The sequence below is a fragment of the Saccharibacillus alkalitolerans genome (genome assembly GCF_011090185.1).
GTDB lineage: Bacteria > Bacillota > Bacilli > Paenibacillales > Paenibacillaceae > Saccharibacillus > Saccharibacillus alkalitolerans.
Genome location: NZ_JAAFGS010000001.1, coordinates 853,684 through 869,812 on the forward strand (window position 1 = coordinate 853,684; position 16,129 = coordinate 869,812).

Below are 16,129 nucleotides of genomic sequence, written 5' to 3' on the forward strand. Positions count from 1 at the left end.
AATTTGGAATTTTGCACAAAACACTCCAACGAGTTACAATCTAGCACAGCGGCAAAAAATCAAACACTAAATTAAAATTATAACATACAAGCGGGCATGCAAAGCGAACGGCTTCCGGGCATGCAGGCGGCAGGCGGGCGAATTTCGGAAGAAGCGCGAAAGGCGGCTGCGTAGGGAGTGCGAGGCGGCCGCCGATCTTGGGGAGGGGAACAATGTGAAAAAACAGGCACAGTTGGAGCGCATCGTCTGGAAATTGAAGATGGCGACCCGGCGCGACGATGCGCTGAAGGAATTCGGGGCCAACCGGCACGGCTACCGGATGAACGATCCGCTAGAGCCGAAGGCGCTCGAAGCTTTCGAAGCGGCGGCCAAGGTGAAGCTGCCGACGGAATTTTCCGAATTTTTGCAGACGGTCGGCAACGGGGGAGCGGGGCCGTATTACGGCATCGCGCCGCTCGATCCGAATCCGGAGGGAGCATTCTTGAACCGGCCGTGCCGGCTGTCGCCGGACATGACGCAGGAACAATGGGAAGCGATGACGGCTTTTCTGCACGATCCTTCGCTGGAAGCGGCCGAGAAAAGCGTGATGCAGAGCGAACTGTACGGCGGCCTGCTGCAAATCGGGACGATGGGCTGGACGTTCGATATGATGCTGGTGCTGACGGGACCTTACCGGGGACGGATCGTTTACGTCGACCGCAGCGCTCAGATTCCTTTTTTTACATACGAAGCGAATTTTCTCGAATGGTACGAGCGTTGGCTGGACGAGATCATCGGAGGCTGCGACACCGGATGGTTCGGAATGGAGCGTGCCGGAGACGACGGAGTGCTGATCGATCTGTATTTATCCAGTCTCGAGGAAAAAGTCAAAGTCAGCGCCATTCAAGGCATGCATAAGCTTCCGGTCCTCAAGCCGGAGACGGTCAAGTTTCTGCTGGAACAGTGCGTGGACAGCTCGCCGGCGGTTCGGATCGCGGCGCTGGAGATTTTGGCGCAAAAAGATTATCGAAGCGCTCTTCCTTTTCTCGAACGGGCGCTGGGAAGTCCGTCTGCCGAAGAACGGCTGAGCGCCGCCCGCCAGGTCGAGACTTACGGAGAGCCGGGAGGCGGCGAGCTGGCCTTTCTGCTGGAACGAAGGCTGCCGCTTGAAGACGATCACCGCGTGCTCTGCCAGATGACTCGAACGCTCGAACGGGGAACGATCAATCCGCTCGCGCTGCTGGTGCCGTTCTTCTCGCATGCCGACCGGAATATGCGGCGCGAATCGATTTTTCATGCGGGAAGGCTTCCCGGCAGGGAGGCGCATGCCGAAGCCTTCGCCCGGGCTTTGAACGACGGGGACGAACAGGTGCGGGAGACGGCAGTCCGCGCGCTGGAAGGCCTGCCGCTGCCCGGACTGCTGTCCGAGTACAGGCGGCTGCTGACTGCGGCTTCATCCGGCGTCCGTCTGCGGCGGGCGGCGCTGCGGCGTCTGGCCGAGTACGGATCCGAGGCCTTCGATTCGTTCGAACTCGCGGCCCGCGACGCCGATCCGGAAATTCGCGAGGAAGCGCGGCGCCTGCTCGGCCGGTTCAAAGCGAAAGTGAACAAACCGTGAAAGAAGGGCCCGCTTTGTTTCTTCCGAAAAATCCGCGTTATAATGAAATAAGGTTCGGAAACGTACGGGAGCCGAAAGCATAAAGCGGCAAGGCGGAATCGAAAGAACGGGAGAGGGTACATATGGAGACCTGTCTGCTGATTCACGGTTTTACGGGAGGCGTGCACGAAATCGAGCCGCTTGCCGATTATTTGAAAGTCGAAGGATTTGGAACCGTTACGTTCACGCTCAGCGGTCACGGCGGCAGCCGCGGCGACATGCGGCGCGCCGGCAGGCGGGAATGGATCGCAAGCGCGGAAAAAGAACTTCTGGCGCTGCTGGACGGGCAGGCGGCGGTGCACCTGATCGGCTTCTCCACGGGAGCGCTGATCGCGGCGCGTCTTGCGGCTCTGCACAAGGCGCGTATCGCGTCGATAACGATGCTGTCGGCCCCGGTGTTTCCGCTGCACCCGCCGGCGATCGCCAGAACGTTGATGCAGCCGAAGATGATCGGACTTTACCTTCGCAATCTGTTCGCCGTCCCGCCGCAGGCGGCCCGCGAATTTTACCGGATCGTCGACGAGTCGCTGGAATGGTACGAAGAAGCGGAGGCGCCGGCACTGATCGTGCAGGGAACCAAAGACCATCTCGTGAAGCCGCGCAGCGCGGATTATCTCGGCAATCACCTCGGTTCGACCGACAAGACGGTGCTGATGCTGCCCCGCAGCGGGCATCTGGTCTGTCATTCGGAGGACCGGACGGAATTGTTCGATGCGGTACTGAAGCATCTTCGCGGCGCCTCGGCCGGGCGGGGAACTCAGGCATCGACCGGACCGCGTCCCGAAGAAGCGAAGTTCGTCACAAGTTGATCGGAAGCCGAAACGGCATTTTGGGCCGGTCGGATCGAAAACGCTCCCGCCCGGACTGCCATTCAAAAAACTTCGTTTTGCGGAACGGAGTTTTTTTATGGGAGAAATTGTTCGTAACATTTTGTTATTATCATATTGAAAATATCAAAAGGTCATGTTATTCTTTCGTTAAAGTCGAAATGACATTATCAAAAGAAAGCGGGGAGTTCTTATGTTCGGATTCCGGTTCGCCAAATTTCAACCCAGCGAGTACGTCATGAAGATCAAGAACGGCAGAGTCGTCAAAGAGGGAGTCGGACTTGCTTTTCATTATTACGTGCCGACCACTTCGGTCGTCGTGGTGCCGGTCTCTTCGATCGACGTGCCGTTCATGTTCGACGAAATGACGAGCGATTACCAGAAAATCACGGTGCAGGGACAGCTGATTTACCGGATTGCGGAGTACAGACGGATGACCGAGGTGCTGAACTATACGTATGATCTGAAAAAAAACCGTTATTTGTCGGATGATCCGGCTCTGCTGAGCCAGCGCGTCGTCAATATCGTCAAAGTGCGAATCAAGCGCGGGCTTGCCCGGATGCCGCTGCGGGAAGCGATTCAGGCGAGCGAGGCGCTCGCCCAGAGCATGCGGCGCGAGCTGACGCAGGACGAGGAGCTGGCGGCGCTGGGCGTCGAATTGATGGGGTTGTCGATTCTGGCGATCTTACCGAACAAAGATACGATGAGGGCGCTCGAAGCGCAGGCCCGCGAAGCGATCCTGCAGGACGCCGACGAAGCGCTGTACCGCCGTCGTAACGCTTCGATCGAACAGGAACGCTCGGTCAAAGAGAACGAGCTCAACACCGAGATCGCCGTCGAAACGAAAAAGCGGGAAATCCGCGAAACCCAGCTGAACGCGGAGCGTGCGGTCAAGCGGAAGAGACACGAAATGGAGGAGGAACAGCTGAGCTTCGATATCGGCATGGAGGAACGAAGACAGGAGCTCATCGGTCTGGAAACGGCAAATCAGAAAACGGCGGCGGATGCCAAAGCCTACGAATTGACCGCCGTCATGAAGTCGCTTGAAAACGTCAATCCGAACGTGCTGCAGGCGATGGCGAACATGGATATGAAGCCCGACAAGCTGATCGCGATCGCGTTCCAGGAGATGGCGGGCAATGCCGAGAAGATCGGCCAGCTGAACATTACGCCGGACCTGCTGCAGGGCTTGATGGGCGGGCAGCACGGGCAGCCGGCAAAAGGAGCGGGGCAGCGATGAACATTTTCGGAACAAGCAGCGGGATGCGGCGGGGCGCGCGTGCATCGGCATCCGGTACGGAATCCGGCTCGCAGTCGGCAGTCCGAGCGCAGCCCGGCGCTTCGGGCGCGGGCGGTCCCGAGACGGAAACGAAGATCGTTCTGGTCAAGCGCCGAACGCGGTTGGAAGAGCTGGTCGTCCGCTACAACACGATCCAGCAGGCGCAGTTCTACGTGGAGAGGCTGGGAGCGGACTTCAGCGACTATATCCGCGAAGACCGCGTCTACCGCGCGGCGCTGCACGAAGCGGCGGAGACGCTGGGACGGATCGGCCGTGTGCAGCAGGTGGAGCGGGAGCATGTACCGAATTTCATTTTCGGAGAACGCGACGTCGTCGTGGTGCTGGGGCAGGACGGACTGGTCGCCAATACGCTGAAATACGCGGACCGTCAGCCGTTGATCGGCGTCAATCCCGATCCTCGGCGCTGGGACGGCGCTCTGCTGCCGTTTACGGTCGACGACCTCCCTGCCGTCGTGCGCGATCTGCTCAGGGACAAGCGGCCGACGAAAGAGGTACGGCTGGCACAGGCGGAGCTGAACGACGGACAGGTGCTGGTCGCGGTCAACGATCTGTTCATCGGAAGGCGCACGCATGTATCGGCGAGGTACGAGCTGCGAACGAACGATTCCGCGGAGCAGCAGTCGTCGAGCGGGATCATCGTCTCTACGGGGCTGGGTTCCACCGGTTGGCTGCGCAGCGTGCTGGCCGGAGCGTCCGGCATCGCTTACGGAGCTGCGGGAGAACGGGGGCCGCGTCTGTCGCCGGACGCGTCGTTCGGCTGGGATTCGCCCTATCTGTATTTTACGGTACGCGAGCCCTACCCCAGCCGTTCGACATCTGCGGATCTCGTATTCGGACGGATCGACGAACGGAACCCGCTGAAGATCGTCTCGCAAATGCCGGAGAGCGGCGTCATTTTCAGCGACGGCGTCGAGAGCGACTACTTGGAATTCGGTTCGGGCGTCGAAGCGTCGATCACGGTAGCGGAGCGGCGGGGCCGGTTGGCGGTATGAGCCGGCGCGGGCATGCTCGGACGGCGGCATTCGGTCAGCGATTTTTCAGGCGGTGCCTCAGCGCGATCGCGCGTCCGGCGGCCGGCAGCGCAAGCGACAGTCCCAATCTGCGGATAAGCCCGTTTTTGAACCGCCGCTGCCAAAACAAAGGGGGACGGGCTTCCGCGACGGCTCGGGGCGCATAGCGAAGCATGTCCGCCTGATACCTACTCAGAATGTCGGGAACGTCTTCGGCGGCCCGGGTCAGCCCTTCCGCCAGGTTGACCGCATCCACGATCGCGGTGCTGGCACCCAACCCCGCGGTAGGAGGCATCGGATGAACCGCGTCTCCGAGAAGCGTTACCCGATCGTGCTTCCATGCCGTCAACCGATCGGGAAACCAGAACGGAAACGCGGCTGCCGTCCCCGGAAGAGTTTCCGTTACCATGGTCAAAAAGCCGGAATCCTATTGTTCGATCAGCTTGAGCGCTTCGGCGGCAAGTCGTTCGGGACCGGCGGTTCGAAGATCGGACGGGAACATGCCGTTTTCCGCCGCCGTCGACCAGATCAAATAAGGCTCTTCCCGAACTCCCGATATTTCGGCCGCTGCGGTCGACAGAGCCCGTTCGGCAGGATCGTGCACGCTCAGGAACATGCCGATGCCGCCGGGTCCTACGGCGAACCCGGGGCCCTTTTGCAGATCGGCGTACAGCGCTCTCCGCATGCCGGACGTAAGCGGAGTCCTGCCCGCAATCGCGGTCACGCCTGCGCTTCGAGCCGTGCGCCGACCCAGCAGTTGACGGGCCACCGCGGAGTTCACGCCGTCGGCGCCGATCAGCAGATCGACCTCCTCGCTTGTCTTGTTCGAAAAATGCAGAACGATTCCCGATTCTTTTTCTTCGTAGGCGGAAAAAGCGGCATCCCAACGGATCGATTGTTCCAGTCCCCAGGTCAATATGTTCCGCAAAGGCATCCTTCCGATCATCAGGATGTCTTCTTTGCCGTTGACGGGAAGAGCCAGCCTGGTGTTTCTCCGATGATCCAATACGGAAAACTGTTTGAAAGCCTCGGATCCCGTGCCGACCTCCGAGAGCGACCGAACGATCTCTTCGGGAAGAGCTCTGCGCATACAGGCGAGCGCTTCGCCGCTCAAATGAAGCCGGTATCCGCCCGTTTTTTCGGGAGAAGGATCCCTGTCGAAAACGATGCATGCCGCGCCCGCGCGCTTTAATGCCTGCGCAAGCGTAAGCCCGCCGATCCCGCCCCCGATAATGCCTATTCTCATGGCTTTCCTCCTTTTCTTCTCCCGCCGACAGAGTTCCGCTTACGAAGCATACTTAAACGGCGGTATAAATGGTTAAGCGAGTCGAAAGAAAATAAATTCCAAATCAGGTTATATATAAGTACATCCCTGACACCAACGACAGTCTTGAAATATAGAAAAAGGGAGGGACGGCTTATGCAAGAATCGGTGAAGATTTATGTGCTGCTCAAATTCGGAGAACGGCGGTTCATGGAAAAATTTCAGCGCGGTCAGCTGCATTTTCAATGTCTGAGCGCTTTCAAAAGTCCCGAGCCCGACGAAGCGGGACGCAACGACCAGTTCGAGGCGGCATCCGCCATTTACAATCCGGGAAATTATAAAGTTTATGTCGGCGGCAAGCCGCTGGAGGATCTGGAAGGGCCGATCGTGCTGCAGGAAAACGAAGCGGACCGTCAGTATTCGCTCAGCCTGTACGGCATTACGAGCGAATCGGTACAGCGTCATGCCCGTGGAGAAGAGGAACATCTCATTCATCCGTGGAACGAAAAATTCGGCGACTACGCGGTGGTGGTTACGAACCCGAAAGAGTTCAAGAACCGGATCGACACGGCCTGCCGCAAATGCGGATTCGGACTGCGGGAGGGCATGGTCGAGTACCACGATGTCGAAAACTTCGCCGGCCGTTGGGGTTACTTCCGCAAGCCGAAGGAATATGAATATCAATCCGAATATCGGCTGCTGCTCGATCTGGAGCAGGCGGAAGAGGATCATATTTTGGAGATCGGCGACATTTCCGATATCAGCGAAATCGGGCCGTATCGGGAGTTAATTCCGAGGATTCGGGTGAAAATCCGCGAAGAAGGCGGGCGGCTTCCCGAAGGCGCCCCGGATTGACCGACTGCGGAACGGAGCGGAACTCGACAAAGGAACATACGTTCGATATAATGAGAGGAGACCTTGTACATGGAGATGCATAATATGAACAATGAATTTCTGAAGGACCTCCACGAGTTGGATCGCAGCGACGAGGATCGCTCCAAACTGCTGATGAAGGGGATCAAGAAGACGCTGGCCGAGCGTCAATCCGCAGGTCGGTTCGAACGCTGGCTGAAGAGCAGACGCAAGAAGAAGGTCGAAGCGTGGCATTCGGCGCCGAAGGATCAGGCACCGAGGGAGCAGGTCGCGAAGACGAATACGGAACGCGCGGAGGATTTCCGCGAGAACGGTTACCGGGAAGGCCGGTACGAGACGAGAACCGAATAGACGCAGCGCCAATCATACGGAGCGCCCGTGTCTGCCCAGGCAGAGCGGGCGCTTATTTTTTTGCGGACAAAGCTTGGGAGGGCGTACGCCGACGCAGAAGGCCTTGCCGCCGAATGGGCCGAGGCCGGGCGCCGTTTTAATCCCTTCCGGCTTGGGGTATGATGGAAGAAAGGCGTGCGCCGCAAAGCGCCGCGCCGAATTTCAAGCGCGACAGGAGGCAGACAAGAATGAGATTCGCGAATATCGAACGAAACGGCATTGCCGAAATTGCCCTTGTATCGGAGATCGGCGCGGTTCCGCTCGCGGCCCTCGGGCCGTGGCTGGAAGGATGGAACTTCCCGCCGGCTACGACCGACGAGCTGCTTCGGTCGCCTGCCAAGGTCGAAGAGATTCGCTCCGCCTGGGAACGCAGCGAACCGCAGCGGGACAAGCTGATCATCGAGGCGGAGAAGATCCGGTTTCTGCCGGCCGTGCTGAATCCGGGCAAGCTGATCTGCATCGGGCTGAATTACAAGCGCCATGCGGAGGAGACGAATATGCCGCTGCCCGAGAAGCCGGTCGTATTCGGCAAATTTTCGGATTCGGTCGCGGCGCACGGCAGCGCAATTCCGTATCCGGCCGCGACCCGCAGGCTCGACTACGAAGCGGAGCTCGCGATCGTGATCGGGAGGACGGCCGCGAACGTGACGGAAGAAGAATCGCTCGACTATGTGTTCGGCTACTGCTGCGCCAACGACCTGTCGGCCCGCGACCTTCAGGGCCAGTCGAGCCAATGGCTGCTCGGCAAGACGGGAGAAGGCTTCGCGCCGCTGGGGCCGTTTATCGTGACGGCCGACGAGATCCCGAATCCGAACGCGCTGAAGATCGGAACGCGCGTGAACGGCGTGACGGTGCAGGATTCGAACACGTCGGACATGATCTTCTCCTGCCGCGAGCTGATCGCTTTTCTGTCGCGGCATATGACGCTGCGGACGGGCGACGTGATCCTGACCGGCACGCCGGAGGGCGTCATCCTCGGCCGTCCTAAGGAAGAACGGGTCTGGCTGAAGCCGGGCGACGAAGTGACGATCTTCGTCGAAGGGCTGGGCGAGCTGACGAACACGATCGGCGGATAAACGAATTAGGAATAGAGAAAGACTCCCATACAAAAAGGGCTCCGCCAAAGGAGCCCTTTTTGTCTTAAATGCGATCAAGTTTTCCGAGCGAGACCGCGTCTTGAACGCATTCTCCCGCAGCCGTCCCGAGCTTCCTGCCGAAACCGGCTTTTAGAATACTTTCGTCGTCCACGATTCGCAGTTCCACGTCTCGGTCACGATATCGCGGTAGAAATCCGGTTCGTGGGAAATCATGAGGATCGTGCCTTTGTAAGCCTGCAGCGCGCGCTTCAGTTCGTCCTTCGCGTCCACGTCCAGGTGGTTCGTCGGTTCGTCGAGCACGAGGATGTTCGTCTCGCGGTTGATCAGTTTGCAGAGACGGACTTTGGCTTTCTCGCCGCCGCTCAGCACCGTCACTTTGCTCTCGATATGCTTGGTCGTCAGGCCGCATTTGGCCAGCGCCGCGCGTACTTCGAACTGGCTGAGCGAAGGGAATTCGTTCCAGATCTCTTCGATGCAGGTGTTGGAACCGTCGCCCTTCATTTCCTGCTCGAAGTAGCCGATCTGCTGATGCTCGCCGCGTTCGACGGTACCGGAAATGGCCGGGATCTCGCCGAGGATGCTGCGCAGCAGCGTCGTTTTGCCGATGCCGTTGGCGCCGACGAGAGCGATCTTCTGGCCGCGTTCCATCTTCAGGTCGAGCGGACGGGACAACGGTTCGTTATAGCCGATGACGAGATTTTTCGTTTCGAAGATCAGCTTGCCGGCCGTGCGGCCGACTTTGAAGTTGAACTGCGGCTTCGGACGCTCCTGCGCCAGTTCGATGACGTCCATCTTGTCGAGCTTCTTCTGGCGGGACATCGCCATGTTGCGAGTCGCGACGCTCGCCTTGTTGCGGGCGACGAAGTCTTTGAGCTGCGCGATCTCCTGCTGCTGGCGCTTGAACGCGGATTCCAGCTGCTGCTTTTTCATCTCGTAGACTTCCTGGAAATAATGATAGTCGCCGACGTAGCGGTTCAGCTCCTGATTTTCCATATGGTAGATGATGTTGACGACGCTGTTCAGGAACGGAATGTCGTGCGAGATCAGGATGAACGCGTTCTCGTATTCCTGCAGATAGCGAGTCAGCCAGTTGATGTGCACTTCGTCCAGGTAGTTGGTCGGCTCGTCGAGGAGCAGGATATCCGGCTTCTCGAGCAGCAGCTTGGTCAGCAGCACCTTGGTGCGCTGTCCGCCGGACAGATCGTTGACGTCCTTGTCCAAGCCGACGTCGGTGAGGCCGAGGCCGCGCGCCGTCTCGTCGATCTTGGCGTCGATCAGATAGAAATCCTGCGCGGTCAGCGTATCCTGAATCGTGCCGACCTGCTCCAGCAGCTCTTCCAATTCTTCCGGAGACACTTCGCCCATGCGTCCGTACATATCGTTCATTTCCTGCTCCATGTCGAACAGGTACTGGAAAGCGCCTTTGAGGACGTCGCGGATGCTCTGGCCTTTTTCAAGCACCGCGTGCTGGTCGAGATAGCCGACGCGGACGCGTTTGGACCATTCCACTTTGCCTTCGTCCGGCTGAAGCTTGCCCGTCACGATGTTCATGAACGTGGATTTGCCTTCGCCGTTGGCGCCGATCAGGCCGATGTGCTCGCCTTTCAGCAGCCGGAAGGATACGTCTTTAAAAATAGCCCGGTCGCCGAAACCGTGGCTGAGTCGTTCTACGTTTAGTATACTCATGAATGAAAGACACCTTTTTCTGTTAGATTTCGATTAAACTTTTTCCGTTTCATTATAAAAGGTAACGGCGCACAACTCAATGGAAAGGTGAAAAACCGTCAAATGTTTTCATGGGAAAGAAAAGGGAGGAACGCAGATGAAAATCAAATTTTGCGAGAAAAACTTGGACCGCTTCTCGAAGCCGGCCTACAAGGAATTGAAGGGCAAATACGAAGACGTCAAAGTCAAAAAAGATTCCTGCTTGAAAGAATGCAGACTGTGCCGGACCGAACCGTTCGCGATCGTGAAAGGCGAGATCGTCAGAGCGGAAACGCCGAAGAAGCTGGTCAAGAAGCTGGAGAAGAGAATCGGGGAGCGATCGTAACGGGATTGCGATGCGGACGCCGGCTCGCCTCTCGTCGCGTGGGAGCGTCTTGCCGCCCGTCCAGCGCATGCGGATCGATCGCAAAAAAAGGCCGTACCTCGATGAATTTCATCCGGTACGGCTTTTTTATGCCGGGAAAAGCTTATTTGGCGACGCTCGTCAAATACCCGTAACCCTGCGCGTCCATGTCGGCCAGCGGAACGAAGCGGATGGAGGCGCTGTTGATGCAGTAGCGCTTGCCGCCGCGATCCGTCGGACCGTCGTCGAATACGTGGCCCAGATGGATATCGCCGGAGCGGCTGCGCACTTCGGTGCGGATCATGTTGTAGGCGGTATCTTCGCGATACGTGACGACTTCCGGCGCGATCGGCTTGACGAAGCTCGGCCAGCCGCATTGGGAATCGTATTTGTCTTCGCTCGCGAACAGCGGCTCGCCGGTGGAGACGTCGACGTAGATGCCCGGCTCGTACGTGTCCCAATATTCGTTGGAGTAAGGGTGTTCGGTATCCTGCTCGACGGCGACTTTATACTGGATGTCGGTCAGCATGGACTTCAGCTGCTCCGGCGTTCGTTTCGGGTAGTCCGCCTGATCGACGACGATATGCCCGGCGGATTTCGTCGCGGCTGCGGATTTTTCGCCGGTCGAAGTCACGCCTGCCGCCGAAGTGCCGTTCTCCCCGTCCGCCGGAATTTCCTGCTCGTTCAGAATGCCCATGTCGATATGGCAGTAACCGTTCGGGTTCTTTTCCAAATAATCCTGATGATAGTCTTCCGCCATGTAAAAGTTTTCGAGCGGGAGCACTTCGGTCACGATGTCTTTATTGTACTTGTCCTGTTCTTTGGCGATGACGGCTTCGGCGACCGCTTTCTCGCTTTTATCCGTATAGTAGACGCCGGAACGGTACTGAATGCCGCGGTCGTTGCCCTGCCGATTGACGCTGGTCGGGTCGATGACTTTGAAAAACTCCGTCAGCAGCTTGTCCAGCGGCACCCGTTCGGGATCGTAAGTGACTTCGACCGTCTCCGCGAAACCGCGGTCGCCCTTGATCACGTCTTCGTACGACGGGTTCTCGCCGGTGCCGTTGGCATAGCCGGACACGGCGTCCTGTACCCCGTAGATGCGCGCCATATAAGCTTCGACGCCCCAGAAACAGCCGCCGGCCAGATAGATTTTTTTCAAATCGGACTCGGAATAGTCGACGTCGGCGTTCGGGTTGGGAATGCTGGCGGCCGTCACGCTCGACGGCATCGAAGCGCCGGGCACGTTCATTCCGGCGAAGCCGGACGTGGAACAGGCCGATACGAGCAGACTCAGCAGCGCAAGCGCTGCGAGAGAGAGCCAGGCCGTCGGCCGGGTTCGTTTGTTCATGTACGCAGCCTCCTTATTGTGATAAGAATACGAACCGTCGTTGTTTAAGGAATCGCGTCAAAATTCGAAGCGATCACGTCGTTGGTATTGTGGCCGGGAACCGTCTTGGCCAGCCCGCCCTCGGAATCGATGTAAAAAGAAGTCGGATACGCGCGTACCCCAAGCTGCTGCGCGTATTTGCCGTCTTGATCCAGCAGCACGGTCGTATTTTCTTCATCAAGGCCGGAGAACCATTTTTTGAAATCGGCTTCCGACTTTTCGCCTTTGAAATCCGGCGCGACGATGCTGATCACTTTAAAGTCGTTGTCCTGACCGGCCAGCGTATTCAATTCGTCCATGCCCGCAAGGCAGATCGAGCACCAGGACGCCCAGTATTTAATGTAGACTTTTTCTCCCTTGTAGTCCGCGAGCTTGACTTCGCTCCCGTTCAGATCCTTCAGATCGAACTGCGGAGCGGGCTTCGCGGAAGCCGCCGGGCTGCCCGAAGCGGAACCGGCAGGGCCCTGCCCGCACGCGGACAGCAGCAGCGCCGCCGACAGAAGCATCAGAAGAGGAAGCCATTTCTTTTTCGTTTTCGGCAAATCGGTCATCTCCTTCAAAAATCAAAATTGGAACGCCGCGGTAAGAACCGCCAGGTTGTTGGTCATGAGCAGAAGGCCCATCGCGATCAGGACAAGTCCGGAAAATACTTTGATCTTGCCCATATGTTTGTACAGATTTTTCAGGCGGCGCAGCAGGAAGTCGGAAAATACGGCGAGCACAAGGAACGGCACGGCCATCCCCACGGTATAGACGAACATCATCCACACGCCGTAACCGGCCGACCCGCCGCCAGCGGCGACGCCGAGCACGGCGGCCAGCACGGGCCCGATGCAAGGCGTCCAGCCGAAGCTGAACGTGAAGCCGAGCAGAAAGGCGCCCAACCAGCCCTTTTGTTTGCCCGCATCGAACGTCAGGCGCTTCTCCTTTTGCATGAACATCAGGTTCAGCAGGCCGGTCTGGTGAATGCCGAACAGGATGACGACCGCGCCGCAGGCGATCATGAACCAGGAGCTGTTGATGACTCCGCCCAGCGCGCCGGCGCCGAAGCCGAGCAGCAGAAAGACGGTGGACAGTCCGAGAATAAACAGCAGCGTGCGTCCGATCAATCGCGTGTCTACCCGGAAGCGCGTCGAATCGGACTTTTTCGCGTCGATCGCGGCTGCGCGTTCCGCTTCGGAACCGCCGAGAAACGCGAAATAAACGGGCAGCATAGGGAAGATGCAGGGCGAGAAAAAGGACAGCACGCCCGCCGCGAGCACGCTTCCGGCATATAGGGATTCAGCAGGCAAAGAAGCGTCACCTCCAAGTGATCGACTTGTTCAAATTGTTTCTATATCTTATTGTACGCAAAAGGATGACTTTTGGATTAGTTTTTTCAAATTTTTTTATGTAAATATTAGCAGTTTATGAAGCGCTGCCGCGAAAAAGAAAGGGAGCAAGGGGAGGGAGAGGCTTTTTTATAGCGGAGAGGCGAAAAGGATTGCGCCTTGTGATAAAATATGTAATTTTAGAAGGAGATTAGGAGGGATGCCCGTGTCCAGAAGCTGGTTCAACCGGCTGACTTTTTCATACCTGCCCATTCTCATCATTGTGCCCGCCATTTTGATGATCCTGTTCTTTCTGGGATCCGCGGAGCTGTCGAAACGGGAAACGGCCCGGGCAAACGCCGTGTTTTCGCGTCAGGCGGTGCAGTCGCTCGACTATTCGTTCCGTTCGATCGGCGAGATGATGAATCGGGAGATTTCTTCGGGCGAATTCCATGCGTTTTTCTCCGCTTCGGAAAATCCGTACCTGGCCGCCAACGATGCTTCGACGCGGCTGGCACGGCTCAAACTCACCAATCCGCTGATCGACTCGATCTACATTTACCGGCTGTCGGACGGAACGGTGCTCAGCAATCAATCGATCGGGCGGCTGGAAACTTTTTCGGATCGGGACTATATCGAAAAGGTGCTGGCAGGGCCGCTGCCCACGCGCTGGTCCGAGCCCAGGGAATTGTCGGGCTTCGGCGCGCAGCCGAGAACGGTGGTCACGCTGACTCGCGGCATTCCGCTGCTGACGGGAGAACGCGGCCTGATGGTCGTCAACGTCTCGCTCGATTCCGTGCGCGAACTGCTGCGGGAGATGATCGGGGAAGAGACGAGCTTTATTCATTTGTACACGGCGAACGGCGCGCTGATGCTCGGTACCGAAGCGGATCTGCCGGCGGCGGACGCAGAGAAGCTGCGCGGCGGGGAAGATCGCGAAACTGCCGAAAGCAGCCGCGAATTGTCCGCCGTTACTTCTTCGTATACGGGCTGGGAGGTGCGAAGCGGCGTGGTCGGCGACTCGCTGTCGCGCATTCTGACGAGCATCTGGTACGTCTGGATCGGCGCTGCGGCCCTGATCGTGGCGCTCGGGATCGGCTGGGCGGTTCTTGTATCGAGACGCAATTACGAGCCGGTCATGCAGCTGCTGGAACGGCTCGACGCGCTGCCTCGGGGAACGGCGCAGGCCGCCGCCGCGCTGACGGAAGCGGCTCGGTTTGACGGTGCGGGCCCGGAAAGCGAAGCGGGAATGCCGGAAGAAGCGGGAGCGGCGGAAAGCGAGCGTCAGGAGCGCAGAAACCGCCGGGGACAGCAGCCCGACGAGTTTGCGCGGATCGAGTCGACGCTCAGCGCCATGATCGCGCGCGCCGAATCGGACCGGCAGAGGCAGCGCGAAGACATCGTCTATCGGCGCCGGGAATTTTTCCGCGAGCTGCTGGAAGGGTCGAGAGTGGTAGGCGCGGAAGAATGGGCGATCGAGACCGAGCGGCTGGAAGCGGAGCAGACGTCGGGCTTCGGCGGAGCTGACGCCCCCGGACGCGATCCGTCCAAAATGGGGGACAAGGACGGGACGGTCCGCAAAGAGACAAAGCTGCCGGCGGCGGAGTCGGGACGGGAAAATGGATCCCCGGCGTTCGGCAGCGCCGTCGTCGGCCTGCTGGAGATCGACCGGCCGGAGGAATTCAACCGGGCGTATTCGGAGCGCAGCCGGGATCTGCTGCGCTATGCGCTCGCCAGCGCCGCCGGCGAGCTGGCCGCCGCGCGGGGCGCGCGCCTCTGGGCGGAATGGCTGCCCGGCGGCCGGCTCGGTCTGCTGCTGCGCTTCGCGGCCGGCGAAGAGGAGCGGCCCGCGCCGCCCGAAGCGGCGGAAGCGCTTGAGCGGCAGAGCGTCGCCGCGGCGGCGCGCGGTCCGCGGACGGCCGCCGAAGAGAGCGGCGGGACGAGCGGGAGCGAAGCTGCTGCGGAGGCATCCGCCGAGGGAGCGCCCGAAGGGCCGGGCATGCGGCCCGGGCAGGAGGCCGCGCCGTATCCGGGCGGCGACGCGGTATCGTCCGCCGCGGCGATCGCGGAAGAGCTCGTCGCCTGGGTCGCCGCGCATCTGAAATGCACGGTGACCGTGGCGCTCGGAGGCGAGCTGAACTCGCCGGAGGAGATATCCCGCGGCTTCCGCGAAGCCGGCGAGGCGATGGGATACAAGCTGTCGCTCGGCGGCGCGCGGGTCATCGCGCGCCGCGACCTGCGCCGGGGCGGAGCTTCCGAATTGTACGGCGTGCTGCGCACCATCCGCGAACTGGCGCTGGCCTACCGGCTCGGAGAGCCCGAATGGAAAGACCGTCTGGACGAGCTGCTCGGGGAACTGCGCGCCGCGCTGCTGCCCAAGGACGACCTGTCCGGCCTGATGAACGTGCTGGGTTATCAGCTGCTGCGCGAAATGATGGAGCTGCCGGGCGAAGCGAAGGAACTGTGGCGCAGCGAAGCCGCGCCGAAGCTGAGCGCGGCGCTGGAAAGCTTCGATACGCTGGACGAATTGGAATCGGCCGTGCGGAGCCTGCTGGAGGAGTACGCGGTGCGGCTCAAGCTGCTGCGCGAGAGCCGAAGCAGCCATGTGACGCTGCAGGAAGTAAGGGCCTATATCGATGCCAATTTCAGCGATCCGAATCTGTCGCTGTCCTCGATCGCCGACCGCTTCGGCCTCAGCTCCAGCTATCTGAGCCGGCTGTTCAAAGACGCGTTCGGCGAGAACTTCGTCGATTATCTGGCCGGCGTGCGGGTCGAAGCGGCCCGCAAGCTGCTCAAAGAAACGGACGAGCCCATTCAGGGAATCGCGATCCGCGTCGGCTACGCGAATTATATGTCGTTCAGCCGCGCTTTTAAGAAGGTGGCCTCGACGACGCCGGGGAATTATCGCAGCCGCAGCCGCACGGAATAATTTAGAGATGGCGGGAAGTGAAAGCAAAAGGCCGA

The 16,129-nt window shown here is 59.3% G+C and carries 15 protein-coding genes; 9 read left to right on the forward strand and 6 right to left on the reverse strand.

Annotation, left to right across the window (positions count from 1 at the left end):
* The first annotated feature begins 214 nt into the window (after positions 1–214).
* From GYN08_RS24035 to GYN08_RS03660, 4 genes are all read left to right on the forward strand, one after another.
* Positions 215–1,597, forward strand: coding sequence for a HEAT repeat domain-containing protein (locus GYN08_RS24035; RefSeq protein ID WP_166272572.1), 1,383 nt, complete (start codon positions 215–217; stop codon positions 1,595–1,597).
* 122 nt (positions 1,598–1,719) lie between these two features.
* On the forward strand, positions 1,720–2,445 hold the full coding sequence (locus tag GYN08_RS03650) for an alpha/beta hydrolase (protein WP_166272574.1): 726 nt from the start codon (positions 1,720–1,722) through the stop codon (positions 2,443–2,445).
* 211 nt (positions 2,446–2,656) lie between these two features.
* Positions 2,657–3,703, forward strand: coding sequence for an SPFH domain-containing protein (locus GYN08_RS03655; protein WP_166272576.1), 1,047 nt, complete (start codon positions 2,657–2,659; stop codon positions 3,701–3,703).
* Positions 3,700–4,755: a diacylglycerol kinase catalytic domain-containing protein gene (locus GYN08_RS03660; RefSeq protein ID WP_235945741.1), complete on the forward strand. Its 1,056-nt coding sequence runs from the start codon at positions 3,700–3,702 to the stop codon at positions 4,753–4,755. Before GYN08_RS03655 ends, GYN08_RS03660 begins: the two co-directional genes overlap by 4 nt.
* A gap of 34 nt (positions 4,756–4,789) precedes the next feature.
* Here the strand turns inward: GYN08_RS03660 and GYN08_RS03665 are convergent, their stop codons facing one another.
* Positions 4,790–5,182 carry an FAD-dependent oxidoreductase gene (locus tag GYN08_RS03665; RefSeq protein ID WP_166273105.1) on the reverse strand — a complete coding sequence of 131 codons (393 nt, stop codon included), beginning with the start codon at positions 5,180–5,182 and terminating at the stop codon, positions 4,790–4,792.
* 18 nt (positions 5,183–5,200) lie between these two features.
* A complete protein-coding gene (locus tag GYN08_RS03670; protein WP_166272578.1) occupies positions 5,201–6,019 on the reverse strand; it encodes an FAD-dependent oxidoreductase in 819 nt (272 codons plus the stop codon).
* A gap of 174 nt (positions 6,020–6,193) precedes the next feature.
* On the opposite strand from GYN08_RS03670, the gene GYN08_RS03675 reads away from it, so the two are divergent.
* From GYN08_RS03675 to GYN08_RS03685, 3 genes are all read left to right on the forward strand, one after another.
* On the forward strand, positions 6,194–6,892 hold the full coding sequence (locus GYN08_RS03675; protein WP_166272580.1) for a hypothetical protein: 699 nt from the start codon (positions 6,194–6,196) through the stop codon (positions 6,890–6,892).
* A 69-nt stretch (positions 6,893–6,961) separates the two neighbouring features.
* Positions 6,962–7,261 carry a hypothetical protein gene (locus tag GYN08_RS03680; RefSeq protein WP_166272582.1) on the forward strand — a complete coding sequence of 100 codons (300 nt, stop codon included), beginning with the start codon at positions 6,962–6,964 and terminating at the stop codon, positions 7,259–7,261.
* Positions 7,262–7,488: 227 nt separating this feature from the next.
* Positions 7,489–8,376: a fumarylacetoacetate hydrolase family protein gene (locus GYN08_RS03685; RefSeq protein WP_166272584.1), complete on the forward strand. Its 888-nt coding sequence runs from the start codon at positions 7,489–7,491 to the stop codon at positions 8,374–8,376.
* A gap of 150 nt (positions 8,377–8,526) precedes the next feature.
* Here the strand turns inward: GYN08_RS03685 and GYN08_RS03690 are convergent, their stop codons facing one another.
* Positions 8,527–10,083 (reverse strand): ABC-F family ATP-binding cassette domain-containing protein, encoded by a 1,557-nt coding sequence (locus GYN08_RS03690; RefSeq protein WP_166272586.1) that lies wholly within the window; start codon positions 10,081–10,083, stop codon positions 8,527–8,529.
* A 136-nt stretch (positions 10,084–10,219) separates the two neighbouring features.
* On the opposite strand from GYN08_RS03690, the gene GYN08_RS03695 reads away from it, so the two are divergent.
* On the forward strand, positions 10,220–10,447 hold the full coding sequence (locus tag GYN08_RS03695; RefSeq protein WP_166272588.1) for a DUF1450 domain-containing protein: 228 nt from the start codon (positions 10,220–10,222) through the stop codon (positions 10,445–10,447).
* 142 nt (positions 10,448–10,589) lie between these two features.
* Here GYN08_RS03695 and msrB read toward each other — a convergent pair whose 3' ends face one another.
* The 3 genes from msrB to GYN08_RS03710 are packed head-to-tail and all read right to left on the reverse strand — an operon-like array spanning position 10,590 to position 13,147.
* Positions 10,590–11,816: a peptide-methionine (R)-S-oxide reductase MsrB gene (msrB, locus tag GYN08_RS03700; protein ID WP_166272590.1), complete on the reverse strand. Its 1,227-nt coding sequence runs from the start codon at positions 11,814–11,816 to the stop codon at positions 10,590–10,592.
* Between the two features lie 44 nt (positions 11,817–11,860).
* The gene (locus GYN08_RS03705) at positions 11,861–12,397 is read right to left on the reverse strand and encodes a TlpA family protein disulfide reductase (protein WP_166272592.1); all 537 of its coding nucleotides are present in this window, start codon (positions 12,395–12,397) and stop codon (positions 11,861–11,863) included.
* Positions 12,398–12,418: 21 nt separating this feature from the next.
* Complete coding sequence (locus GYN08_RS03710; RefSeq protein WP_166272594.1) at positions 12,419–13,147, reverse strand: cytochrome c biogenesis CcdA family protein; 729 nt, start codon at positions 13,145–13,147, stop codon at positions 12,419–12,421.
* A gap of 244 nt (positions 13,148–13,391) precedes the next feature.
* On the opposite strand from GYN08_RS03710, the gene GYN08_RS24040 reads away from it, so the two are divergent.
* Entirely contained in the window at positions 13,392–16,094 is a 2,703-nt protein-coding gene (locus tag GYN08_RS24040) for an AraC family transcriptional regulator (RefSeq protein ID WP_166272596.1), read from the forward strand.
* The last annotated feature ends 35 nt before the right edge of the window (positions 16,095–16,129 follow it).